At 41.8% G+C, this 23,826-nt stretch carries 18 protein-coding genes; 11 read left to right on the top strand and 7 right to left on the bottom strand.

Annotated features, from left to right (window positions below; all coding sequences use genetic code 11):
* Positions 1–64 precede the first annotated feature (64 nt).
* Complete coding sequence (locus G511_RS0108915; protein ID WP_028469325.1) at positions 65–1,111, top strand: ABC transporter ATP-binding protein; 1,047 nt, start codon at positions 65–67, stop codon at positions 1,109–1,111.
* Between the two features lie 238 nt (positions 1,112–1,349).
* A complete protein-coding gene (locus G511_RS0108920; protein ID WP_169565748.1) occupies positions 1,350–2,927 on the top strand; it encodes a PglL family O-oligosaccharyltransferase in 1,578 nt (525 codons plus the stop codon).
* Positions 2,928–2,956: 29 nt separating this feature from the next.
* Here the strand turns inward: G511_RS0108920 and G511_RS0108925 are convergent, their stop codons facing one another.
* The 3 genes from G511_RS0108925 to G511_RS0108940 form a co-directional block, all read right to left on the bottom strand.
* Positions 2,957–4,627, bottom strand: a complete 1,671-nt coding sequence (locus tag G511_RS0108925; protein ID WP_036551745.1) for an ABC transporter permease — start codon at positions 4,625–4,627, stop codon at positions 2,957–2,959.
* Between the two features lie 90 nt (positions 4,628–4,717).
* Entirely contained in the window at positions 4,718–5,746 is a 1,029-nt protein-coding gene (locus G511_RS0108930) for a Fe(3+) ABC transporter substrate-binding protein (RefSeq protein ID WP_028469328.1), read from the bottom strand.
* A 192-nt stretch (positions 5,747–5,938) separates the two neighbouring features.
* The gene (locus G511_RS0108940) at positions 5,939–6,655 is read right to left on the bottom strand and encodes a 16S rRNA (uracil(1498)-N(3))-methyltransferase (protein WP_028469330.1); all 717 of its coding nucleotides are present in this window, start codon (positions 6,653–6,655) and stop codon (positions 5,939–5,941) included.
* Positions 6,656–6,761: 106 nt separating this feature from the next.
* On the opposite strand from G511_RS0108940, the gene G511_RS0108945 reads away from it, so the two are divergent.
* Together G511_RS0108945 and phbB are read left to right on the top strand one after the other, a co-directional pair.
* The gene (locus tag G511_RS0108945; RefSeq protein WP_028469331.1) at positions 6,762–8,108 is read left to right on the top strand and encodes an MATE family efflux transporter; all 1,347 of its coding nucleotides are present in this window, start codon (positions 6,762–6,764) and stop codon (positions 8,106–8,108) included.
* A gap of 183 nt (positions 8,109–8,291) precedes the next feature.
* On the top strand, positions 8,292–9,041 hold the full coding sequence (phbB, locus tag G511_RS0108950) for an acetoacetyl-CoA reductase (protein WP_028469332.1): 750 nt from the start codon (positions 8,292–8,294) through the stop codon (positions 9,039–9,041).
* Positions 9,042–9,101: 60 nt separating this feature from the next.
* On the opposite strand, the gene G511_RS0108955 is transcribed toward phbB, so the two are convergent.
* The gene (locus G511_RS0108955) at positions 9,102–11,936 is read right to left on the bottom strand and encodes a DUF349 domain-containing protein (RefSeq protein ID WP_028469333.1); all 2,835 of its coding nucleotides are present in this window, start codon (positions 11,934–11,936) and stop codon (positions 9,102–9,104) included.
* A gap of 162 nt (positions 11,937–12,098) precedes the next feature.
* Positions 12,099–12,527 carry a YchJ family protein gene (locus G511_RS0108960; RefSeq protein ID WP_028469334.1) on the bottom strand — a complete coding sequence of 143 codons (429 nt, stop codon included), beginning with the start codon at positions 12,525–12,527 and terminating at the stop codon, positions 12,099–12,101.
* A gap of 85 nt (positions 12,528–12,612) precedes the next feature.
* Between G511_RS0108960 and sbcB the strand changes: the two genes are divergently transcribed.
* Both sbcB and G511_RS0108970 read left to right on the top strand, forming a co-directional pair.
* Positions 12,613–14,067 (top strand): exodeoxyribonuclease I, encoded by a 1,455-nt coding sequence (gene sbcB, locus G511_RS0108965; protein WP_028469335.1) that lies wholly within the window; start codon positions 12,613–12,615, stop codon positions 14,065–14,067.
* On the top strand, positions 14,064–14,516 hold the full coding sequence (locus G511_RS0108970) for a hypothetical protein (protein ID WP_028469336.1): 453 nt from the start codon (positions 14,064–14,066) through the stop codon (positions 14,514–14,516). Before sbcB ends, G511_RS0108970 begins: the two co-directional genes overlap by 4 nt.
* A gap of 85 nt (positions 14,517–14,601) precedes the next feature.
* Here the strand turns inward: G511_RS0108970 and G511_RS22325 are convergent, their stop codons facing one another.
* Positions 14,602–17,415 carry an insulinase family protein gene (locus G511_RS22325; protein WP_051221777.1) on the bottom strand — a complete coding sequence of 938 codons (2,814 nt, stop codon included), beginning with the start codon at positions 17,413–17,415 and terminating at the stop codon, positions 14,602–14,604.
* Between the two features lie 183 nt (positions 17,416–17,598).
* Between G511_RS22325 and G511_RS0108980 the strand changes: the two genes are divergently transcribed.
* From G511_RS0108980 to G511_RS0108995, 4 genes are read left to right on the top strand one after another with little or no spacing between them, the layout of a single operon-like run.
* The gene (locus tag G511_RS0108980; protein ID WP_028469337.1) at positions 17,599–17,979 is read left to right on the top strand and encodes a DUF6394 family protein; all 381 of its coding nucleotides are present in this window, start codon (positions 17,599–17,601) and stop codon (positions 17,977–17,979) included.
* A gap of 3 nt (positions 17,980–17,982) precedes the next feature.
* Positions 17,983–19,671, top strand: coding sequence for a potassium channel family protein (locus tag G511_RS0108985; protein WP_028469338.1), 1,689 nt, complete (start codon positions 17,983–17,985; stop codon positions 19,669–19,671).
* 12 nt (positions 19,672–19,683) lie between these two features.
* The gene (locus G511_RS0108990) at positions 19,684–20,580 is read left to right on the top strand and encodes a DMT family transporter (protein ID WP_028469339.1); all 897 of its coding nucleotides are present in this window, start codon (positions 19,684–19,686) and stop codon (positions 20,578–20,580) included.
* Positions 20,581–20,615: 35 nt separating this feature from the next.
* Complete coding sequence (locus G511_RS0108995; protein WP_245573890.1) at positions 20,616–21,434, top strand: Tim44 domain-containing protein; 819 nt, start codon at positions 20,616–20,618, stop codon at positions 21,432–21,434.
* Between the two features lie 68 nt (positions 21,435–21,502).
* Here G511_RS0108995 and yaaA read toward each other — a convergent pair whose 3' ends face one another.
* Entirely contained in the window at positions 21,503–22,279 is a 777-nt protein-coding gene (yaaA, locus tag G511_RS0109000) for a peroxide stress protein YaaA (RefSeq protein WP_028469341.1), read from the bottom strand.
* Positions 22,280–22,508: 229 nt separating this feature from the next.
* Here yaaA and trpS point away from each other — a divergent pair, with 229 nt between their 5' ends.
* Positions 22,509–23,789 carry a tryptophan--tRNA ligase gene (gene trpS, locus G511_RS0109005; RefSeq protein WP_028469342.1) on the top strand — a complete coding sequence of 427 codons (1,281 nt, stop codon included), beginning with the start codon at positions 22,509–22,511 and terminating at the stop codon, positions 23,787–23,789.
* The last annotated feature ends 37 nt before the right edge of the window (positions 23,790–23,826 follow it).

A 23,826-nucleotide genomic window follows, 5' to 3' on the forward strand; every position in this document is an offset into this window, starting at 1 on the left:
ATAACTGATAATTGTTTTCATCTATTATACGTTTTCGAATATCAGCATACTTGGTTGTTTTTACATGTCTTCATTGTTATCTGTTGAGTCTCTTTCCTGCTCGTATGCCAATCAATTGATTGTTGAAGGTGTTAGTTTTTCAATCAATGAAGGAGAGATTGCTTGTTTGTTAGGCCCCAGTGGTTGCGGTAAGACGACATTGCTGCGTGCATTGGCTGGTTTTAATACGGTAACTTCGGGCTCTATCTATATGCAAGGGCAGGAAGTCTCATCTAAAAATACTACGTTGCCACCTGAAAAACGCCAAATGGGCATGGTGTTTCAAGACTATGCACTTTTCCCTCATTTAAGCGTTGCTGATAATATTGCTTTTGGTCTTAAAAAAAGCTCAAAAGCTGATAAGGCCGCCATTATTCAATCTATGCTGCAACTAGTCAGGTTGCCGGACTTATCTAAACGTTACCCTCATGAGCTCTCAGGAGGACAGCAGCAGCGCGTGGCATTAGCTCGGGCTCTAGCGTCTCGCCCTCGTCTATTGTTAATGGACGAACCTTTCTCAAATTTAGATACAGAGATGCGTAAAGAACTTTCGTTAGAAGTTCGTGACATTATAAAACAGCAAGGAATAGCAGCGGTTGTTGTAACACATGACCAAGAGGAAGCATTTGTTATCAGCGATGTACTGGGTATTTTGGCAGATGGGAAGCTGCAGCAGTGGGGTACTGCTGAGTCTCTTTATTACACACCGCAAACTGTACAGGTTGCTAAATTTGTTGGTGAAGGCGAGCTGTTTGAAGGGGTTTGTCTATCTGAAACTAAAGTGCAGACCGAGCTTGGGCTTTTGGAGTTCGCAGAACCGCTTTTATTGGAGCTACAGCAAGCAGTAAGCCTGTTTATCCGCCCCGCAGATATCTTTCCTATAGCTGATAATAGCGGTCACGCAACAGCGCAAGTGCTTAGCAGAGAGTTTATGGGAGAAGCCACACGCTACCTTTTAAAGCTTGAATCAGGAAGAATTATTTCAGCATTAGTAAGAGAGTTACTACCGTTTAAAATTGATGATGTAGTCGGGATCAAAGTGGCTGTACATCGGCCAATTGTTTTTGCTTAAGCGCAAAACAATCAATCCTATCCTATTATTTAATTCCGACGGTTAGAATAAGCATGCTAAAGAGTGTGCGGCCGATACAAATAAGGATTTCTCTTTGCGTTTTACATATTTGTTCTCGTATACAAATGCATCCTTTTGGTTTGCGTGCACTTTTTTATTTTTTTCTGCTTTTTATTATCATCCTAATATGGGAGGTGAAGGGCTATTTTTTCCTTATAATTCTGTAGTGTGGATAGCTATGGCGTTGGTTATTCCGCTGGCTATTTGGAAAATGTTGGAGCAACAGATTGTTCGGGTGCCTGCTTTTACTAGTTTGATTCTAGCTATGCCTTTATTAATCTTATTAGCAGGTTTTGTTGTTGGTATGGAGCAACCTCTCTCTTGGATGATGCGCATATTGGCTATATTACTAGGGTTTTCAGTCTTTTATTTGTTTTTCCAGTTCAATATTTCGCGCCGAGATATTCATGGTTCGTTGTATCTTCTTTGTTCGGCGTTTATTGTTCATGCTTTTATTGGAATTGTTCAATTATTACCTGGCTCACTACTTTCGACATTAATTCCGAATGTAGGAAGCCAAATACCAATAGGTATGTTCCAGCAGCCTAATTTACAAGCTAGTCTTATGGCTACCGCCCTTAGTTTATCAGTCTATCTTTTGAGCGCGCCTGATTTTCATGGTCGTTCCACATGGGTTAAATTACTGCCAATAGTCTGTTTATTGCTCTCTTCTTTTGTATTACTTAGTGCCAGCTCACGTGTTGGTCTAATCGGTGGTTCGGTTGGATTGGTTCTTATATTATCGGCACGTTATCGTTTGCTCAAACGTCGCCGGCAATGGGCATTAGGAATGCTGGTTGCGTTGCTGATTGGAGGAGGCTCGGGGTTAATAGTTAATGATGGAGTGGTGCGCGCGTATTCTAAAATGGAACAGCTTGGTGCTGATGGTCAAGATGTTAGAAAGTATATCTATCGTATTGGTTTAGATATTATTAGCGATAAGCCGCTTTTAGGTCATGGGATTGGTAGCTTTCAGCGGGTCTTTCATGATAAGGCTGCTGAGTATCAAGCTGAAGACAGTAATTTTAATCTTGGTGTAAGCTTTAGCCATCCCCATAATGAATTGCTTTTATGGGGGATTGAAGGCGGTATTGTTGGACTATTGGCTTTTGGGTTTGCTATAGGTGCTGTTATACGACAATTACTATGTTTGGGCTGGCAGAGAGGGGGGGCAATGGCAGGGCTATTGCTACCAATAGCTTTACATACACAGGTTGAGCACCCCTTTTATATCTCTGCTTATCATTGGTGTGTATTTTTATTTTTGTTATTTGTTCTATTTCAGCCAGGATGTAAGAGTTTTTCTCTGAACTTGAGCTCATTTTCAGAGCGATTGATTAAAGGTTTGTCAGGTGTATTGCTAATAGTTGTTCTTGGTTTTTGTGGAACATCACTATATTACTCATACCAAATAACTTACATAGTTTATTCAGGCGAAGCTAAAGTATCGGACTTAAGCTCAATGAGTAAACATCCCTACTTTTCTGATGTGGCGACTCGCTACATGTTGGCTAGCCTTTCAAGAACTGAGCAGTTATCAAAGGGTTCAGCTATAACACTAAATTATGCTCAATGGATGGAAACCTATCTTAAAAATAAACCTAATGCGGGGATATTTGTAGACTTGATCCGAGTTTATAGTTATCTGGGAGATTTTGAGCGAATGATAGTGACGATTAAGCGTTCACTTTACCTTTTTCCTGATCAGCCTTTATTGTTGAGCGTTGTTGATGAGGTGCTATCTAAAGATAAATAAACTAAGGTTATAGAAAACGCTGAGCTATCTCAATGCGCTGAACGAGTTCCTGTAATAGATTTGCTCAGCATTATTACTGGAATAATGCCTACCAAAACTATTAATAGTGCCGCTAACGCGCATTCTTCTAGTTGCTCATCTGATGCATATTGGTACACAAAAGTGGCCAATGTGTCGTAATTAAAGGGTCTTAAAATCAGTGTTGCTGGCAGTTCTTTCATACAGTCCACAAATACAACTAGCATGGCAGTTAATAGGCCACCTTTAATCAACGGGAAGTGAACTTTCACTAATGTCTTTCCAGGTGACATGCCTAATGAGCGAGCCGCCATGTCCATGGTTGGAGTGACTTTATTGAGTGAGCTATCAACAGCGCCTGTTGCTACAGCTAAAAAGCGTACACAGTAAGCAAAAATAACGGCAAAAACAGTTCCGCTAAGTAACAATCCCGTCGATATATCAAATTGTTCACGCATCCAAGCGTCCACTCTATTGTCAAACGCAGCCAGTGGAATGATGACTCCTATAGCCAATACAGCCCCAGGAAGAGCGTACCCAAGACTAGAGAAGCGTACTGCAGATGTAAGTCCTAAGCGGTTTGGATTTAAGCGTTTGGCGTAAGTTAGTAATACGGCCAGTATTAGGCATAGTAGTGCTGCACCACCTGAGAGTAAAAAGCTGTGGCTGGCATGTTTTAAAAAATCTGTAGTGAAAAATTGATCGAGATGGCTGATTGAATATGTAATTAGCAAAGCGACCGGAATAATGAAACCTAATAGTATCGGTAGTAAGCAGGCAATAAAGGCGAGTATGCTGCGGGTGCGGTTTAAAGGGTAGGCTTGAATAGCTTTGAATCGATCGGTGCTATGAAATTGCTTTTGTTTAGCGCGAGCTATGCGCTCTAGGGCAATAAGAACAACAACAAAGATCATCATCATGGTTGCTATTTGGGCAGCGCCGCCCAAGTTTCCCATATTGAGCCATGTATCATAAATGCCAGCACTCATGCTTTGTACCGCAAAATAGTCGACTGTTCCAAAGTCATTAAGCGTTTCCATTGAAACCAATGACAAGCCGACAGCAATAGAAGGGCGAGCGATAGGTAATGAGATGCGGTAAAAACTTTGCCAAGGAGTACAGCCCATCAAACGGCTAGCATCTTTTAGGCTCATAGATTGTTCTAAAAATGCCGCTCTAGACATCAAGTACACATAGGGATAAAGCACTAAGGTGAGCATCGAAATTGCTCCTGATAGCGATCTGATCTCAGGAAACCAATAATCTTTAGCGGTTTGCCAACCAAAAATGTCTCTTATAAATACTTGAACGGGTCCTGCAAACTCAAGGATGTCCGTATAGATATAAGCAATAACATAGGCGGGAACTGCAAAAGGGAGTAATAAAGCCCATTCAAAAAAACGCTTTCCTGGAAATTGGCACATAGTTACTAGCCAAGCAGTACTTACGCCGATAATGACAGAAAGAGAGGCGACACCAACCATTAGCTTTAAGGTTGTACTAATATAAACAGGTAAAATAGTGTCGGCGAGATGTCGCCAGATATTTTCTTCTGGAAAGAAAGCCAGGTAGAACACCGAAAGAACAGGAAGCGCAACGAATAATGCCGCTCCCCAGCTACTGATGTACCAACCGGTAGTGTTACTAGCGCGTATTGGGCGTGTAATAGTGTTTGTATTCATTAGCCAAAGCAATAAAACGATAGCCGCGAAGACTACCGTTTTAACTTATTAATGTCACTAGTGTATTAGTTAATTAAAAGACCCCATTCCTTAGTTATCAAAACCAACTTTATCAACCAGTTTCGCTGCTGCAGCACGTTGTGCAGATACTTTTTGTAAGTTGATCGAATCGCCTTTAAATTCACCCATGAATTTCTCGACCAATTCTGAGCGTGGAGTGTTCGGGCGTACAGGGAATTCGAAGTTAACATCAGCATAAAACTTTTGAGATTCTTTCTTTGTTAAGAACTCAATTAGTTTTTGTGCCGCAGCTGGGTGAGGGGCATTTTTAGTGATCCCTGCACCTGAAATATTCATGTGCGTACCGCGGTCTGCTTGGTTAGGGAAAATCAAATTAACAGATTTCGCCCACTCTTTTTGCTCTGGATTTTTCTCGTTTGTTAACATCTTTCCGAAGTAATAAGAGTTACCTAGTGCAAGGTCACATACACCTTCTTTTACCGCTTTAACTTGAGCGCGATCGTTACCTTGAGGTTTGCGCGCAAGGTTTTCTTTAACAGCGTTTAACCAGTTTTCAGCTTTTGCTTCGCCATGGTGAGCGATCATGCTACCAATAAGAGAAAGGTTGTACGTATGCTTACCGCTACGTGTACAGATGCGTCCTTTCCACTTTGGATCAGCCATCTCTTCATAAGAGGTGATTTCACCCTCTTTAACGCGCTCTTTAGATGCATAGACTAGGCGTGCACGTGATGTTAGTCCTACCCAGCGACCTTCAGGATCACGGAACTGCTGAGGTACGTTCTTATTAACTACTTCACTTGTAAATGATGAAAACAGACCTTTTTCGGTCGCATCAAATAGAGGGCCGATATCAGAGGTTAATAGAATGTCAGCTGGTGAATTACGGCCTTCATGCTCTAAGCGTTCTAGTAATCCTTTCTTTGCAAAAACAACATTAGTTTTAATGCCAGTCTCTTCTGAGAACGCTTTCAATAAAGGTTCAATCAGGAAGGGTTGACGGTAAGAGTAAATATTTACTTCTTCTGCCTGCGCCATGGAGTTGAAGCTCAGCGCTGTTGTGAGAGTGGCAAATGCAAACAGAGACTTGCGTAACATAGTTTTTACCCTACTTATTAATGAATAAAATGATTGAAAAAGTGAAACATGAAAAGATAACGCGAATTATTATCGTTAAGACATACAAAGTCAATGCGGATGAGTATAATTCTCAATACGATTCTCTTATAAGTTTATATTCCTTGATTCAGATCATATCCCTGTGGGTAATAGTGCTAATATTTTATGAGATCAAATAATTGGAAATATCCGTGAAATGATGGCCGGAATAGCGGTTTCAACCCGTAAAATGCGTTCACCAACATGAAAAGGGGTGAGACCTGCTTGTTGAAGTTTCTCAACTTCGTAAGGAATGAAACCACCTTCAGGACCAATTGCTAATGTAGTAGGGTCTATAGTGGGTTCTGGACAAGTAATGGCGTCGTAGGGGTGCGCAACTAAACCTCTAGTATTTAGGCTAATAGAAGGGAGTTCGTCTTCTACAAAGGGTTTGAAGCGCTTTCTTATATGTACGCAAGGCATTTGTGTATCGCCCGCCTGCTCTAAACCTAATTGAAGCTGTTCCTTAATCGAGTCTTCCGATAGTAAAGGAGTGGACCAATAGCTTTTGTCTACCCTATAACTATTTAATAGGTAGAGTTCTTTGACGCCCATTGTGCTGATGGTTTGTAAAATACGTTTTAACATCTTTGGTCTAGGCAGTGCTAAAAGTAGTGTAAGCGGTAATGCTACTGGAGGTGGTTCGGACAGACTCACATGTAGGGTGACTTGTTGATCGTCAATACTGACGACCTCTCCTATACCTTTGTGACCGTTGATTTGTCCTATACGTAATAAAGAGTTCGGCTGCGCTTTATGAATATCGGCAATGTGTTTATGGCGTCTATCACGTAAACAAATATGTTGAGTGCTGCAAAAATCACTGTCTGTAAAAAGAATAAGATTCATTAATTATTCGCTTGATTGCATCTTGGGAACATATTCTTCCATTATGACGGTTTTTCTTTTGCTTATCAGCCGTTAGGATAGCTGCTTACTTTGAATCGAGTTCTTTATGGCAACGCCTGATTTACTTAAGGACACAATTCGTCCGACGCTCCTTCGTATGACCGTTCCAATGATGGTTGGGATTGTCAGTTTAATGCTGTTTAACCTTGCAGATATCTATTTTGTGTCCCTTTTGGGTACAGCCCCCATGGCTGCTTTAGCATTTACTTTTCCAGTGACGTTTTCTGTTGTTAGTTTAGCTATTGGTTTTGGGATCGGAACATCGGCGATTTTAGCTAAATTAATTGGTGAGGGGCAGCAGGAAAAAGCGGCAGAGCTAGCAACAGATAATTTGATGATGACGCTTTTATTGGTGTTAAGCATTAGTTTGGTTGTGCAGTTATTTATGGTGCCTTTGTTCACGTTAATGGGAGCTACTGAACAACAACTACCCTATATTTTAGAGTATATGGATATATGGTGGTTCGGTGCTGTTTTTCTTGTGACTAATATGGTGGCAAACAGCGCATTACGTGCCAGAGGTGATACCAAAACTCCTGCATTGGTGATGGCTGGATCCTCCGTTTTGAATATGCTGCTGGATCCGTTATTAATTTTTGGTTGGGGCTCTGTACCTGCATTCGGTATTCGAGGGGCGGCGATGGCCAGTGTTATCTCCTGGTCCTGTGTTTTTGTGATTGTAATTTACATTCTTTATCGGCGATATAACTTAATTATACTCATGAAGCCTGTTGCTAGAAGAATCGTTGATCATTGGCTTAAAGTTATGAAAATTGGCTTGCCTGCAGCGTTGTCGAACATGATGACTCCGTTGGCAGGAGGGGTGCTCACCGCAATGGTTGCGCAGCACGGTGCTGAAGCTGTAGCGGCATTTGGTGTGGGTAATAGGCTTGAATCGTTATCTTTACTGGTGTGTCTCGCTCTATCCATGACGTTGCCGCCTTTTGTTAGTCAGAACTTTGGTGCTGGACAGATTCAGCGTGTAGTGTCTGCCTATAAAGGTGCTATTAAATTTGCTCTGATCTGGCAGTTCTTAGTTTTTATGATGTTATGGATATTTAAAGATGCCATTGCTGACTTGTTTGCAGCTTCTGATTTAATCAAAGGCCCTTTGATTATGTGGCTTGGCATTGTGCCTCTTGGATTTGGGATGCAAGCAGTTATCTTTTTGAGTGCATCAACATTAAATGCATTACACCAACCATTAATAGCTATGCGTATCAGTATATTACGCTTGTTTGTGTTTTTTATACCCATGGCATGGATCGCTAATGAATTATGGGGGTTGCAGGCAATGTTTATAGCTTTCGTGTTAGCTAACAGTGCGGCGTCATGGGTTGCATATCGTAGCGTTAGTAAGGTCTTAGCAGTGAAAAGTGCGGTACATCAATGAAGATTAAGGTAAATCGGGCCTATCATTAATCATTAACAATCAGCTACTATCCTAAAGACTATAAACCAAAAGTCATATTATTAAATGGCAGTCTTAGGTCTATGATCGATCTTAAGGCTGCTTAGAAAAATAAAAAAGCAAGTCACATAAAACACAATAAATTGAAAGAAAAGGGATGTGAATATGGGTAAGTTGGTTGCTCTTGTAACAGGTGGTACTGGTGGACTGGGTGCTTCAATATGCCGGACTCTAGCAGATAATGGGTTTACAGTAGTAGCAGGTTATAACAGTGGTGGTAATCACGAAAAAGCTAAAGCATGGCAAGCAGCACAAAAAGCTGATGGATATGATATTCATGTAGCTTATGGTGATGTGACTAATACAGCTTCTTGCGAAGCGTGTATTGCAACAGTACAAGAACTAACGGGTGGTTCAGTTGATGTACTAGTGAACAATGCAGGTATTACCCGTGATGGTCAGTTCAAGAAAATGAGCTGGGATCAGTGGGACGAAGTACTAACAGCAAACTTGGATTCAATGTTCCATATGACTCGTTTGGTCATTAATCCAATGCTAGAAAAAGGCTTTGGGCGCGTTATCAATATTTCTTCTGTAAATGCACAGAAAGGTCAATTCGGTCAGTGTAACTACTCTGCTGCTAAAGCCGGCATTCACGGTTTTACAAAGGCTCTAGCTCAAGAGGTTGCTTCTAAAGGTGTGACTGTTAATACGGTTTCTCCAGGTTATGTGATGACGCCGATGGTAGCTAAAATTGCTGTCGAAGTTCAGCAGAAAATCTGCTCTACTATTCCTGTAGGACGCTTTGGTACACCTGAAGAGATTGGTCGTATTGTAACCTTCTTGGCTGAAGAGCAGTCTGGATATATCACAGGTGCTGATATGTCTATCAACGGTGGTCTTCATATGTCTTAATGACATATCGGTAGAATAAAAAAACCCGCTCTATAGCGGGTTTTTTTATTGGTAATGGGTTCAATTGAATACAGTACTTACCAAATCCTGAAAGCGCTCATTAAGTGGCTCATTGGCTTTACGAAAAGGAATGCTGAGAGATTCTAATTCTAGCTTCTTAATATCTGTTAAGTTCACTGCTTGCTGCTGTTGCTCCAATGCTTTTTGCAGTCGCTGCATTTGGTACTCCATCCGCAGTGCTTGGTCATAGCTAGGGGACGGCAAGTTAAGCGCTATTTCAAGGCGTATGCATATTTCACGCAGCTCTTTATCGGCATTGATTAACAAAGCGCCTAGTTCACTTTCCCCTGCGGCTATTGATTCAATTAAGCTACGGCGGTTGTGAATTTTCTTATGTAAGTCGCTACTCTGCTGAAGATTCCAGTGCGCAAAAAAATCTTGATTGGGTTCAGTTGTTGGGTTGTTGAGCAAGTGCGTTTCAAGCTGGTCACACAAGACAGAATGTTCTCGGAGTTGAATATTATCGGCGTGATCTGCAAAGCGTTGGAGCGCGTTTGCTTGCTGTTCAACATAGCGTGCGGCTTTACTGAACCGCTCCATATCTTTAGCAGTAAGGCTCTCTTTAAATGTTTCAACGAGTTGACGAGCTTCGATAATACTTTTTATTTTTTGTGCCGTATGTAATGGGACTTCTTCAAAGCTTAAAAGATCATCTGTCACTTGGTTTAGCGTTACTTTGGCTGCGTGTGCAGCCTCGCGTGAAGGAGTTTGGTCGTGAAGGCGCTGGAAGATAACATCACAGTGAACTCTAAATGCTTTCCAAAGCTTACGTTCCTGGCTATGGAAAGTGGGCCCGCATTCCTTCCAGTCTTTTTGTAGTTTTTTAGCTTGCTCTGCTGCGTCGATAATATCATCTGCAGTTGTTAGTGCTTGTGCATCAGCAATGAGCTTCTCTTTAGCCGCCATTGAGTCTTCTTTAGCGGCCTGGAAGTGGTTTTCTGCATCAAGCAGTAATTCATTAAATTTGATTTGTAATGCTTGTCCAGGGTTCCTATCAACGGGAGTGAAACGTCTCCATTCTTGCTTAGCCGTTTGAATGATCTGTTCAACCGCACGCCAGTCACATGTTTGCCAATCTATCTGTTGAAGATAGGCGGCGACTTCTTGATAGATGAGCTCTTTTTGTTGCAAGTTATAACGACGCGACTCGTTTTGTGATGCAAAATACACTTCACAAGGCTCGTACGCCTTATCGGAAGCGGTTTTAAAACGCTTCCAGATAGCCTGAGAGTGGAATGGGTCGGTAGCGTCGAGTAGCTTCCATTGTTGCTGAAGTTGTTTTATTTTCTTGGCTTGTTCTTGAGGAAGGGCCTCTGCATTAATGAGACTCTCCATATCTGCGCAAAGTTGTTCTTTTTTCGGGGTTACTGCATAACCCTGCCAGTCTTTAAGCTCTTCAAGACGAGTATTTAAGCCTTTATATTGCTGCTCGAAAGAGTCTCTGGCAGTGCCTTTAATTTGTGTTAATAACTCGACTGTTTTACGTGATTCTTTCTCAGCAGTTTTAACTTCACCTTTCTCGATAAAGCATTCCAATTGAGCAAGTTGTAGTCGTAGTTTCTCAGTTAGCTCTAGTGATTTTTGAGTAAGTAACTGCTTTTCGTTTGTAAGCTTGGCTATTAGGTTATCAAGTTGTTGTAATGTATCTGGACGCTCTAGGTTTATAGGCCAGGCTGTTTTTGTAAGAATTTTACTCGCTTGTTTTAGTTGTTCTGGGACTGCTTTTTTCTTGAAGCTGTTCTGTTCGCAAAATGATAAAAATTCTCTGATATCGTTTAGCTTACTATCTACAGATACGGCATGTGAGTGAACTCTACTGAGTATTTGAGTAAGCCGATTGTAAGTTTTCAGTTGATTGGCAGACGCTGTGTTACTAATGCTCGTCCACTGAGTTTGGAAGTTTTCTTGTGCTTTTACTAATTCAGAAATACTTCCATCTTGTTGCGAATATGAAGTTGCTTCTGCGCTAGTAGCAAAGTCTTGGAGCTGCTGCAATATGGTTTCAGCTTTCTCGCGGGCAAGCTTAATATTGAGTTGCTCTTGAGCTTTTTCAGCTTCTTCCGCAGCGATGGCTTGTATTCGCTTTTGGCATGTATCGTAGGCATTAGAGAATGGTTGTTGGAACTCTTCCGTTACAGAAGATGAAAAGCTATTCCATTCTTGAGTCAATGCTTCAAATTTCGCAGGGTAAAGAGGGAACCACTCGCCTTTAGAAAGGCTTGTGACTTGCTCAATCACGCTCATCGCACGATCACGTAAAGCCTGTTGTCGCTTTGTGTGTTCGCGTAGTTCATTGCATTTATCGCGCATGATGCGGTAAATGGCTTTATCATTTTGCTTTGTTGCTTTTAGCAACTGCTCAAGCAATGCCGGGTTTGAAATTCGTTCGGCGGCGACTTTTCGAGTGTTAACAGGAGCAGAAGAGGTCGCAATTTCTACTAGTAAACTCTGATCTTCAATATCGTTAATCAGCGTTATTTGTAATTTTGGGTATGATGTTTGGTTGATGATTCGCCACATGACTGTAGTTTCGAGCTTGCTTGATAGCTGTTCGAACAGTGTTTGTGGGTTAGCGTCATTACTCAGTTTATGAGCTAAGCGCGTTTCTATTGCTAAAGAGTTTACATCAGGCTCTTTCAAAAGCTGGATGAGGTTGTTGATGCTCATAATCTGAGCTATCGCTGCTTGCCTGACGCTAACATCAGGGTCTCGAATAGCTAGCCCCGATAAAATAAGATATTGATCATTAGATTCGTCACTTAAACTTTTAACGGCGTTCAAACGAATGACTGGGTTGGTATGTTGCCACTTAGGCTTAAAAAAATTCGATAACATGAACGGTTTCTTGTATTAGCAAAACTGGATGATGGTTATCCAGGTGAATGGGGGAGGCTTATTCTAAGGGCTTGAAGCAACCAGTAAAAGCCTTGACGAGTAAGTTTAACCAGGGAAGTTTATAATCACCTGATTAAACTGTTGTGCTGATGCTGTCTTTCATCAAACGGCGGGTCTGACTTCAACCTCGCCGTCTAGATAGAACCACTGGCCATCTTTCGCGTAGAAGTTTGAGCGTTCGTGTAAAACACATTGTTCTTCTTCGGTTTCAAATGCTGCTTCAAACTCGATCATGCCTTGGGAGTCTTCTTTATGTCCTGCCTCTTTCTCGAGTATTGTTAGGCCAGTCCATGTCGTAAACTGAATCTGCTCGGCAATAATTGCGCGATCTATTAACTCGCGCTTTTCAGGAGCAGTAGTCTCTATAAGATAATCAATGGCGCCTAGCGCAAAAGCGGTATAACGACTACGCATCAACTGTTCGGCAGTGGGTGCTAGTTTTTGGCCTTCAATATAGGGCTCGCAACAAAATGCAAATGGCTTTCCTGATCCACATGGGCAACGATGTTCTGTTGTTTGACTGGTCAGCATATGTAATCCTCCCTATCATACTTGGTACTATTTGACTGTTATTATAGCCTGCTTACTTAGCATTTATCACGGATATTTGAAAACAATGACTGCGGAACGTACTTTTTTTTGGCACGATTATGAAACCTTTGGTATCGATCCTAAAAGAGATCGCCCGGTGCAATTTGCTGGTATTCGTACTGATGAAAACCTGAATATCATTGATGAACCTATTATGTTGTACTGCAAGCCTGCTGACGATATTTTGCCACACCCTCAAGCTTGCTTAATAACAGGTATTACACCGCAAAAAGCGATACGTGAAGGGCTATGCGAGGCGGAGTTTATTTCCCAAATTCATGCTGAGTTTGCTAAGCCTGGTACATGTGGGGTGGGTTACAACAGTATTCGCTTTGATGATGAAGTGACGCGTTATACCTTGTATCGTAATTTTTTCGATCCTTATGCGCGAGAATGGCAAAATGCTTGTTCACGGTGGGATATTATCGATATGTTGCGATTAACGCGTGCCTTACGTCCTGAAGGTATTGTTTGGCCGGATCATGATGATGGCACTCCTAGTTTACGGCTTGAAGATTTGACCAAAGCAAATGGTATTGATCATGGGCATGCGCATGATGCGCTTTCGGATGTTTATGCCACGATTGCGATGGCGAAATTGATTAAAGAAAAGCAGCCAAAGTTATACGAATTTGTATTGTCTAATAAAGGTAAAGCTTCAGCTCAGCGTATGTTAGATGTGCTTTCAATGAAGCCGGTACTCCACGTTTCATCAAGATATTCAGCATCATTGGGTAACTTAGCGGTAGTCGCTCCAATGGTGCAGCACCCTATTAATAAAAATAGCACGTTAGTGTGGGACTTGCGGGTAGATCCTACACCACTGCTGACCTTATCGGTGGAAGATATTCGTCATTATATGTACCTGCCTCGCCACGAACGGACAGAGAGTGATCCAGCCATTGCTTTAAAGCAGGTACATGCTAACAAGTGTCCGATTTTGGCTCCAGCCGGTATGTTGAATAAAGATGAGGCTGCTCGATTTGGTATTAACGGTGATGAGTGCCGAGCTCATTTGGCTATTTTAAGAAATTATCCTGAATTAAAATCAAAACTAGCCGATGTAATAAGTGAAGATAGTTTTGAGTCGGATGGTGATCCTGACCATATGTTGTACTCGGGTGGTTTCTTTAATGACACCGATAAGAAAATGATGCAGCAGGTGAGGGAAAGCGACCCTAATACACTGGCTGAATTGGAGTTTGCTTTTCAAGACCCGCGATTAGAAGAGATGCTGCTTCGCTACCGTGCTCGTAATTATCCTTGGACACTTAATGATGAGCAGCAATCACAATGGGAACAATACCGTAGTGATAAGTTGCTAGTGACAGATAAGCGGAGGTTGTTAACCATGAAAGAATTTTACGAGCACTTGAATAGCTTGTATCAAGATCAGAATCTCGCTGCCGCGCAACGCGAGATTCTTGAAGAGTTAGCAATTTACGCTGAATCTATCTACCCAATGGAGATGACGTGGTGAAACAGATCTGGTTCTCAGGTTTGGCTGTAGGTTTGGCTTTGTTGACTCAAACCTCGCAAGCACAAGGTCTTGTTGTTTCAGAGAATAGCCTTATTGCGTACGAAGTTGTTTCACCTCGTGGTTATGCTGAAGGCGTGGATAATGGTAAAACTGCTTACCACAGGAAAAAACGCGGCGTATTTGATACTGAGCCTATGTATGAGGTTGCTTACATTAATAAGCCTTCTGATTTACCCCCGCCGACGGTAATTGCTCCTTCGCCATTACCGCTGGTAAGAGAGTATAGAGCGGGGAAAGTGCTTTCTAAGTCGGATCTTAAAGGTGAAGATGCCGTGTTCCAGCGCATCTACGATGATAAAGAAGCAGAAAAGTGCTTATGGGAGCCTGAGTCTTGCGAGCTTGCTAAAGGCGCTCAGCAACGCCGTCAGTTTGTGGTCCCCAAGCCCTAATCAAGCCAATAAAGCGGCTCGTTACTAAAGCCGCTTCCTTTCATAAGTATTTACACTATGAACAACTCATCTATACATTAACTCCCTATTTTGTACTCTCGAGTGCTGTTGCATCGGATATGAGGTTTTGCTTAGCACCAGCTCCCGTGTTTTGTAGTACAAGCTGTCGAGATAGTAGCTTGTTATAAATGTTAACTAAATCACTATTATCCAACTGATTAATTGCTTTAGTTAGCTTCTCTTGAGTATCAAATTTAGTATTGTTTTGATCAATTTCTTGCCAAAAGCGGTTACTCAGTTCTTGGAGTTGTCGCTCTTGGGCGTTAATTCTAGCCACTAGACTGCTTTTAAATTGTGCCATTTGTTGCTTTGGTATTTTTTCTAGTTTGCTTCTGAAATTATTTAAGAAATTGCGAATGCTTTCTAAAATTGCTTCAGGGCTAGATGCGGGAGATTGAACAATAAAAGCTATGCCAGGAACTTTTCTAAGCGGCATAGGTGTCGCAAATACGATGTATCCGAGTTGTTGCTCAGTGCGTAGCTGTGTATAAAAAGGAGCAGATAAAATCTCACTTAATAAAGCGGTTGCTGCCCGCGTTTGAGTGGATAGGTCATTGCCTTGAAGGTACAAAATAGTCGCGGAGTCGTTGTGCTCAATATCTAACGTTTTTGTTAATACGCTATCTTCTTTTAAGCGAAGTATATCTACTTGTGGTGCTACCTGAGCAGTTTGTATTGGTTGTAGCTCTTGGAGTAGAGAGTTTGTGAGTTTTTTAGCTTGAGAGGCGGTTAAATTTCCGTGAGACAGTACCCGCACTTCTGTTGACTTAAATAACTGCTCTATTAGCGATGAAAGTTGATCTAATGAATAATCGTTGGCTGCTTTTTGCAGTTCGCCCAATCTAGCGTTATGCATCAACACTTCATAGCCGACACGAAAAAGCTGGTTGTAGGGTTTGTCTTTATCTGAGTTATTTAGCTGCTCTTGGTAGGCTTGTAGTACTCGGTTAAAACGCGCTTGTGACAACTCGGGTTTTCTCAGAGTTTTAGCTATTAGCTTGCTTAGCACTTCAATTTTATCATCAAAGCCAGAAATGCGTACGCTGATGCCACGTTGGTGGGCGTAAATACGTGCGCTTAACCCGGCTGTTCCTGCGTCATAAAGAGATTTATTTAACTCGTCGCTAACCATGTCTGTATATAGGTTTAGCCCCGTTGTTACCTCAGCACCATTCCTAGCCAGTGGCGTTAAAAGTGTAAAGTATAGATCTGCCTTTGGGACTTTAAATGTTGTATCTTGGAGTTGCCATAAGGTTACTCCAAGTTTACCTGTATCTAATTGTATAGGCTTTAGCAGGTCTTCAGTCAAAGGCTGTAGATTAGTGTTTTCGGCAATAAAAGGGTTGGGGTTTCGAATATGCAGGTTGTTAATTAGTTCTGCTTGTTGCCAGTGCTTGATGCGGCTAGCACTAATCTGATTAATGCTATATTCGCTATCATAGTAGGGCTCAGTCATATTCGTTTCTAGGTTTTTGGCCTTAACCGATAGCACCATATTGTTAGGGCGAATAGCTTGAATAAATTGAGTGATGGCATCAAGGTCATATTGTTCAAGTATATAGGGTGCATTCAACCAGTTTTCTTGCGGGTAATCCTGCATGCTTTGGGTTAGCTGTGTGACGTAATGTATAGGCTCTTGTTCAGCTAAAAAACGAAATTGTTGCGCATTGAGTAGCTTTTCTTCGTTATAGATCGCTTGGCTAATACCTTCTTTTTTAATGCTCTGAATAAATGAGAAAAATAGACTAACTATATCGTCTGTATGCTTGAGGCCTTCTGGCGTTAAGCTTACTTGAATATGAAAACTCGACTCGGATACGAAATTTTGCCCCGGAGAAGCGCCTAGCCCAGTTGCCCAACCTTTTTCTTTAAGCAAAGCCAAAAGACTTCCTTCTCCTTCGTAACCAATTAGGCTGCTCAGTAGGTAAAGGGGTTTGCTTTTCCAAAAGGGTAAGTTGGCTTGAGTAGGGAAACTTAAGCTTAGAGACTGGGTGTCTTTGAGTGTCTTGATGGCTAACTCAAGAGGGAGGTCTTCGGGTTTGAACTGAGGTTCTTTGATAACAAAAGTCTGTGCTTTAGTGTTCTTTATGGTTGAGAAATATTGCTTTGTAATCGACTCAAGCTGACTCAGCGGTTGTTTACCTATAATGACAAGATTCATCTGGTTCGCAGAGTAATACTGCTGATAAAAATTGATTAAATCGCTTCGCAAGCTTCCCTCTTTATCGTTAGGCAGTGTATCAAGATTGCCGACAGCAAATCGGCTTGCAGGATGAGAGGGGTTCATCGCTTGCTGGCTAGCAGCGTAAGCCCTGCGTCCATCGTCTCTTATTTTAGCGCTGTATTCAGAGTTGACGGCGTGTCTTTCTCGGTCGGTATACTCTTTAGAAAAGAGCGGTGCAATAAAGAATTGAGAGAAGCGGTCAAGAGCCGGTTCAAGGTCGTCAGCGTTGATATCGAAAAAGTAGTTGGTGTTTTTTAATGCAGTAAAAGCATTATGTGAGCCGCCATGAGATTGGATAAATGCTTGGTATTCTCCTGCTTCTGGGTACTTATCAGTACCCAGAAATAGCATATGCTCAAGAAAATGCGCTAATCCTGCACGGTTTTTTGGGTTGGCTGCAGAGCCTACGCTTACATTAAGCGATGCTGCTGCTTTGTCTGTATTGGGGTCTGATACAAGCAATACACTTAAACCGTTCTCTAGTGTGATGGACTGATAATCACGCATATCATTCTGGCTTTTTGTGATATCAGAGGCATAGGAATAAGACGCCGCGCAAAAAACAACAACTAATGAAGTAAGTAACTTTCCTAGTGAAAAATGCTCTGTACGCATTAAACAGTCCTCAAAACTCAGAATGAAATCAAATAGCTACCCCTGCTTGGGATAATCAGCCAATAGACATTAACTTATCTGGCTGGTTCCGTGAATCAGCATAGCCATATTTACCAACAGTCGATACAATCGGCTGGTAAGTGTGCATGATAGCTTTGTTTTAGTGAAATAAGGGATGTTCTGATGAATCGTGAAAAAGTGATTTTTGCTTTCTTTATCGTATTGGCATTGACGCTGAATTTTGGTTTTTTTCTCGGTGAGATAGATAAAGAAATTCATCATAATGTTTTCGAGCTATTCGCGGCGTTGGTTGTCAGTATGATCTGTACGGTATTGAAATTTGGGGATCGAACTCACCTAGGTGCTTTAATGTTGGCAACTAGCTTAGTGGCCGATTTGCAATTAGTAATTGCAGCTATCCTTTGGGGTTTTGCCGAACAAATTAGTGGCGGCATGACTGACTCGATGATGTCGAGTGTCGTATCTCTTTCAGGTGGTGCGCTTTTAGCTAACGTTATCTCTGTAATACTTCTCGTGGTTGAGACGATTGTTGTTCGTCGTTAAATCATGAATAACGTCTTTTATCTGCTTTTACGGCGGCTTCGTGTTCCTTTTATCACGATGATCGTGGTCTATTCGATTTCTATTCTTGGCTTTGTACTAATACCGGGCCAAGATGATGTGGGTAATGTGTGGAGAATGGATTTTTTCCATGCCGTTTACTTTGTGTCCTTTATGGGAACCACTATCGGTTTTGGTGAAATTCCTTTTGCCTTTACTGATGCGCAAAGGATGTGGACTCTACTGATGATCTACGCAACCGTGGTTGCATGGTTATATGGTATTGGGTCTATGTTAGCGCTTTTACAAGAGCCTGTTTTTGGTCGCTTATTACGGCGTCGTTCTTTTACCAGTGAAGTGGCCGGTTTCGCCGAGCCTTTCTATTTGATTTGTGGGTATGGGGTGACGGGTCGTCTCATCGTCCATAAATTAGCTAATAGAGATATCAGAGCGGTGGTTATAGATATAAGCCAAGACCGTATTGATGATTTAGAAATGGATAGCTTACCTATTCGTGTCCCGGGTTTATGTGCAGATGCAGGGTTACCCGATGTGTTGGATGATGCAGGATTACAGCATCCGCATTGCATAGGCGTACTGGCACTTACTGATGATGATAATTCTAACTTGTCCGTTTCTATTGCCAGCAAACTGTTAATGCCTAACCGGATGGTGATAAGCCGTACGGAGGCAGAAGTTACGACGGCTAATTTACTTTCCTTTGGTACAAACCAGGTCGTTGATCCTTTTGAAGCCTATGCCGGCTACTTGTCTATGGCTATACATACACCTTATAAACATCTGGTGTATGACTGGCTAGTAAACCCTTACCATCGACCACTTTCCAGTGTTTATCAGCAAAAACAGGGTCGTTGGATTATTTGCGGCTTTGGTCGTTTTGGGCGAGCACTTTATAAGGCCTTTAAAGCGGATGATGTTTTTATTACGGTTATTGATTCCAAAGAACAAAATGTAAACCAGACAGAGCAACAAATCTGGGGCATTGGAACCGAGGCTAGAACGCTTGAAGAGGCCAATATACATGATGCAGTGGGCATTGTTGCAGGCACTGATAATGATGCTGATAACCTCTCTATTATTATGACCGCGAGAGGTATTAAACCCAAACTGGTAACGGTTGTTAGACAGAATCTAGATGCAAACCGCTTAGTTTTTCGTCACTCGGGCGCTGATTTTGTCATGGAACCTGGTCGAATAATCGCTAATCAAATAATGGCGCAAATCAAGACACCCCTTTTACCTGCATTTATTGAGGCATTAAAAGAATACGATGATGTATGGGCTCATACATTGTTAAATCGTATGAGTAGTGTTGTAGGAGAAGATGAATTAGAGAGCTGGGCTTTTGTTCTCGGTGAGGAAGAAACGCCAGCAATTAGGATGGCACTGGAAGAGGAGACGATCATTAAAATGAAAATTTTCCTTAAGGATCCTCGCGACCGCAGCCAGATGTTGCCAGGTTTTCCTTTAATGTTGCGTAGAGGTGATGACATTAAAATTTTACCCGGCGAGCTCACTGAGCTGCAACTGGGAGATGAAATTCTTTTCTGTGGTTTGAGTAAAGCGTTTACCCAAGTCGAGTGGACGGTTAATAACTACAATGTATTGCAATATATTTTGACAGGTAAAGATGCAAACAACACACTTTTGTCCCGCTGGTTTAATGCCGATTAATAAAGGATTGTAATGGCTTATCTTTTACTCACACTAACAACACTTTTCTGGGCCGGTAACTTTGTTCTTGGGCGCGCGATGAACGATGTACTGCCTCCGGTTGTGATGGCCGAGATGCGCTGGGGGCTGGCATTAATACTTATATTGCCATTTTTGTTACCTAAGCTAAAAGCACATTGGCGAGTCATCTTAAAGCATTGGAAGTGGTTACTGCCAATGGGTATGTTGAGTGTCGGCAGTTTCAATACTTTTATATATATTGGCTTAACGATGACGGGTGCAACCAATGCAACTCTTTTACAGTCAGCTATTCCTATTTTGATTTTGGTTATTACAGGTTTTTTTCTAAAAGAAGTTGTAAGTACTCGGCAATGGCTGGGAGTGGTGTGCTCTTTGTTCGGGGTGCTTACCTTGGTCTCATTAGGAGATCTAAGTCAGTTATTTAGTTTGGATATTAATAAAGGCGATCTTTGGATACTCGCTGCGGTGCTTTGTTGGTCAGGGTATTCAATATTGTTACGTTGGCGCCCTGCAGAGTTAGATGGTTTTACATTTTTTGGAACAACCGTTGTGATTGGTGTTGTTGTGTTATTACCCTTTGCATTATTTGAGCTTAGTGAGGTCCCCAGTTTTGAGCTAAAGCCTGAAGCGCTAGGCTCAGTTTTATATATGGCTATCTTTCCATCCATCCTAGCTCACTTGTTCTGGAATCGAGGTGTGGCAGAATTGGGGGCAGCTAAAGCGGGCTTATTTATCCATCTTATGCCATTATTTGGTATGTTGCTTTCAACAGTTTTTTTGGGAGAAGAGATTCACACTTACCACCTGACTGGTATGATATTGATATTCATTGGAATTTACCTTGCAGTAGTTTCTAATGTAATGAAACGGATTTCTCAACAAAATTGAGGTAGTTGATGCGAAATGTTCTTTTAGCAGTTTTTATGATGTTTTTTACACTGAGTATTGTTGCGTCAGAGGTACAAGCAAAACGATTAGGTGGAGGGTTTAGCCTCGGAAAGTCATTTTCATCACCTAAGAAAGTTAGTCCATCACCTACTCAGCAAAAAGCACCTGCGCAAAATACGTCGGGTAGCAGTGCTAAAAAATCAGGCTTTGGTGGAATGGGCGGTATGCTAGGAGGGCTTTTGGCGGGTGGTCTTCTTGCTTCTTTGTTCATGGGTGGCGCGTTTGATGGTATTCAAATGATGGATATCTTGATGATTGCAGCTTTTGCATTTATCGCTTTTAAACTATTTTCAATGATGCGAAAGAGCCAAGTGACACCAAGTTATGCCGGTGCACAGCATCGTTCAATGGAGCCTTCAGAGACGCATCACTTTACACCTATGTCTGCTGCGAATACGCAGTTATCTCAACCAGACTTGGTATTACCAAAATGGTTTAATAAAGTGACTTTTCTTGATGGTGCACGCGAGCACTTTACTCATTTGCAGTCTTCTTGGGATAAGCAAGATTGGGATGATTTAGCAACGTATACATCAGAAGAGTTGCTGGAACAGCTTAAACAAGAACGTTCAAAATATCCTGCTCAGCAACATACCGAAGTTGTTTCTGTCATGTCTGAATTAATTAACTTTATTGATAATCAGGATCATGTGGTTGCTAGTATTAATTTTTATGGATGGCTTAAAGAATCTGGCGATCAACAAACAAGCGAATTTAATGAGATCTGGCACCTGACACGAAATATGGCTGAAGAAAATGCTTCATGGCACATTGTTGGGATTGAGCAACCTTAATCAATCGTTGCTTGAATTAAACAGATAAAAATGGCGTCCTAGGACGCCATTGTTTTAGCTATTAAAATCTACTCTTCATGATCACGGATAAATACCCATGAGTCGCCTTCGGACATCGACTCTGCAAAGCGGTAGCCTTCATAGTCAAAGTTTTTTAAGGCGTCTGGTTCGTTAATTTGGTTTTCAAGAATATAGCGTGCCATAAGGCCACGGGCTTTCTTCGCGTAAAAGCTGATGATTTTGTATTGCCCTGATTTCCAATCTTTAAAGATAGGCATTACTACTCTTGCATTGAGCGCTTTGGGCTTGATTGCTTTAAAGTACTCGTTGGATGCAAGATTGATAATTGTCGGATGATCATCTTGGCTTAGTTCTTCATTCAGTGACTCAGTTAACTGAAGATCCCAGAACTGGTAGAGATTAGTGCCGCGGGGTGTTGCTAATTTGGTACCCATTTCTAAACGGTACGGATACATAAGGTCTAGTGGTCGTAATACACCGTATAGACCAGATAATATACGCAAGTGTTGTTGGGCATAATTTAGCTGGGCTTCAGATAATGTGGAGGCATCCAATCCTGTGTAGACATCGCCTTTAAAAGCAAAGATAGCTTGTTTGGAGTTGTCGCTCGTAAGATCGGTTGGCCAAGAGTTATAACGTGCCACATTTAAGCTAGCGAGTTTGTCACTGAGTTTCATCAATTCAGCGACGCCTTGCACAGATAAAGTGTCTAAAACATTGATCAGCTCAGCAGAGTTCGATAAAAAACGAGGCTGCGTAGATTGCTCGATATGCGGCGGTGTTTCGTAATCTAGCGTTTTTGCAGGTGAGATAACTGTCAGCATAGTATTCCGTTGTTACTTTAAGTGGTTAGCCAATAAGAAGAGTATGACATTAATTTCTTAAGTGTTGCCTATAAATAGATTCTCTTTTTACCATTCATTGATGGTCCGGGGAAGTTATTGGATAAAGTTCATTTGATGGGAGAGATAAGTTAGCTAAGGGCGAATAACCGTTTGAATTTGTGTATTATTAATCTGATTTTTCTCTGTTTTGTCTTAGGGTTTATTTGCAATGTCGAAAAAGACTGTACTCACCGGAATCACTACAACCGGTACACCGCATATTGGTAACTATCTTGGTGCTATTAAGCCAGCCATACAGGCGAGTGAAGATGCTCGTTATAATAGCTTTTTCTTTCTGGCTGATTATCACGCACTGATCAAATGTCATGATCCAGCGCGCGTTGCTCGCTCATCTCAAGAGATTGCAGCGACGTGGTTAGCATTAGGGTTAGATACAGATAAAGCGACATTCTATCGTCAAACAGATATTCCCGAGATTACAGAGTTAACCTGGTTGCTAACCTGTATGACTTCAAAAGGTTTGATGAATCGCTCTCATGCATACAAAGCATCGGTAGATGCTAACCGTGAGGCAGGAAAAGACGATGTAGACGACGGCGTGACGATGGGGTTATTTGGCTACCCTATATTGATGGCTGCAGATATCCTTATGTTTAACGCAGATATTATTCCGGTAGGGAAAGATCAGATTCAACATATTGAAATGGCACGAGATATCGCTGGACGTTTCAATCATACATATGAGCCTTTATTTACCTTACCCAATGCACAAGTGGATGAATCATCGCAGTTAATTCCTGGGCTTGATGGCCGGAAGATGTCAAAAAGCTACGATAATACTATTCCTCTTTTCTGCTCAACAGACGAGTTGCGTAAGCTAGTCAGCCAAATAGTTACAGATACGCGTGGCCCTGGTGAACCCAAAGACCCTGAAGGTAGTACTTTATTTCAGCTTTACAGTAGCTTCGCTTCTCCAGAGCAGGCAACAGACATGCGGCAGAGATACTTTGAAGGTATTGCCTGGAGTGAGGCGAAATCTGCACTGTTCGAATGTCTTGATAATCAATTGAGTGAGCCGCGAGCTCGTTATAATGAGTTGATGAGTGACCTTGGAACAGTTGAGGATGTACTGCAAAAAGGAGGAGTTAAGGCGCGCGAAAAATCAGCACCTTTCATGGATAATGTGCGTATAGCCGCAGGTATTCGCCCTTTAACTTACGTGCCAGCAAAACCGCAAGCTGATGTTCCTGCTAAAAAAGAGAAAAGTGTGGAGGAGCTTGCGCGTGTTGAACAAGGGCGTCGTAGGGCTATTATGATGCAACTTAAGCCTCTGTTTGAACGAGTAACGGCGGCTGATGATAAAGCTGAAATGGCTAAACAGGTTTTGGCTGAAAAGTCAGCTGAAGTTGAGCAGTTAAAGAAAAAGCAAAAGCAAAAAGCACAAAATGAATTAGACGTTTTAGCTGAAGAGTTAGCTCAATACTTGTGATATTGAGTGCTGGCTTTGAAGCTAGGTCGGTAGGTTA

The organism is Neptunomonas japonica DSM 18939, assembly GCF_000422765.1.
GTDB classification, from domain to species: Bacteria; Pseudomonadota; Gammaproteobacteria; order Pseudomonadales; family Balneatricaceae; genus Neptunomonas; species Neptunomonas japonica.

Coding starts and splice junctions, on each gene's coding strand:
- G511_RS0108940 (WP_028469330.1), bottom strand. CDS start 6,655: ATGAATCTTATTCTTTTTACAGACAGTGATTTTTGCAGCACTCAACAT.
- G511_RS0108920 (WP_169565748.1), top strand. CDS start 1,350: ATGGCGTTGGTTATTCCGCTGGCTATTTGGAAAATGTTGGAGCAACAG.
- G511_RS0108955 (WP_028469333.1), bottom strand. CDS start 11,936: ATGTTATCGAATTTTTTTAAGCCTAAGTGGCAACATACCAACCCAGTC.
- sbcB (WP_028469335.1), top strand. CDS start 12,613: ATGACTGCGGAACGTACTTTTTTTTGGCACGATTATGAAACCTTTGGT.
- G511_RS0108930 (WP_028469328.1), bottom strand. CDS start 5,746: ATGTTACGCAAGTCTCTGTTTGCATTTGCCACTCTCACAACAGCGCTG.
- G511_RS0108980 (WP_028469337.1), top strand. CDS start 17,599: ATGAATCGTGAAAAAGTGATTTTTGCTTTCTTTATCGTATTGGCATTG.
- trpS (WP_028469342.1), top strand. CDS start 22,509: ATGTCGAAAAAGACTGTACTCACCGGAATCACTACAACCGGTACACCG.
- G511_RS0108925 (WP_036551745.1), bottom strand. CDS start 4,627: ATGAATACAAACACTATTACACGCCCAATACGCGCTAGTAACACTACC.
- G511_RS0108945 (WP_028469331.1), top strand. CDS start 6,762: ATGGCAACGCCTGATTTACTTAAGGACACAATTCGTCCGACGCTCCTT.
- G511_RS0108995 (WP_245573890.1), top strand. CDS start 20,616: ATGATGTTTTTTACACTGAGTATTGTTGCGTCAGAGGTACAAGCAAAA.
- G511_RS0108915 (WP_028469325.1), top strand. CDS start 65: ATGTCTTCATTGTTATCTGTTGAGTCTCTTTCCTGCTCGTATGCCAAT.
- yaaA (WP_028469341.1), bottom strand. CDS start 22,279: ATGCTGACAGTTATCTCACCTGCAAAAACGCTAGATTACGAAACACCG.
- G511_RS0108990 (WP_028469339.1), top strand. CDS start 19,684: ATGGCTTATCTTTTACTCACACTAACAACACTTTTCTGGGCCGGTAAC.
- G511_RS0108985 (WP_028469338.1), top strand. CDS start 17,983: ATGAATAACGTCTTTTATCTGCTTTTACGGCGGCTTCGTGTTCCTTTT.
- G511_RS22325 (WP_051221777.1), bottom strand. CDS start 17,415: ATGCGTACAGAGCATTTTTCACTAGGAAAGTTACTTACTTCATTAGTT.
- G511_RS0108960 (WP_028469334.1), bottom strand. CDS start 12,527: ATGCTGACCAGTCAAACAACAGAACATCGTTGCCCATGTGGATCAGGA.
- phbB (WP_028469332.1), top strand. CDS start 8,292: ATGGGTAAGTTGGTTGCTCTTGTAACAGGTGGTACTGGTGGACTGGGT.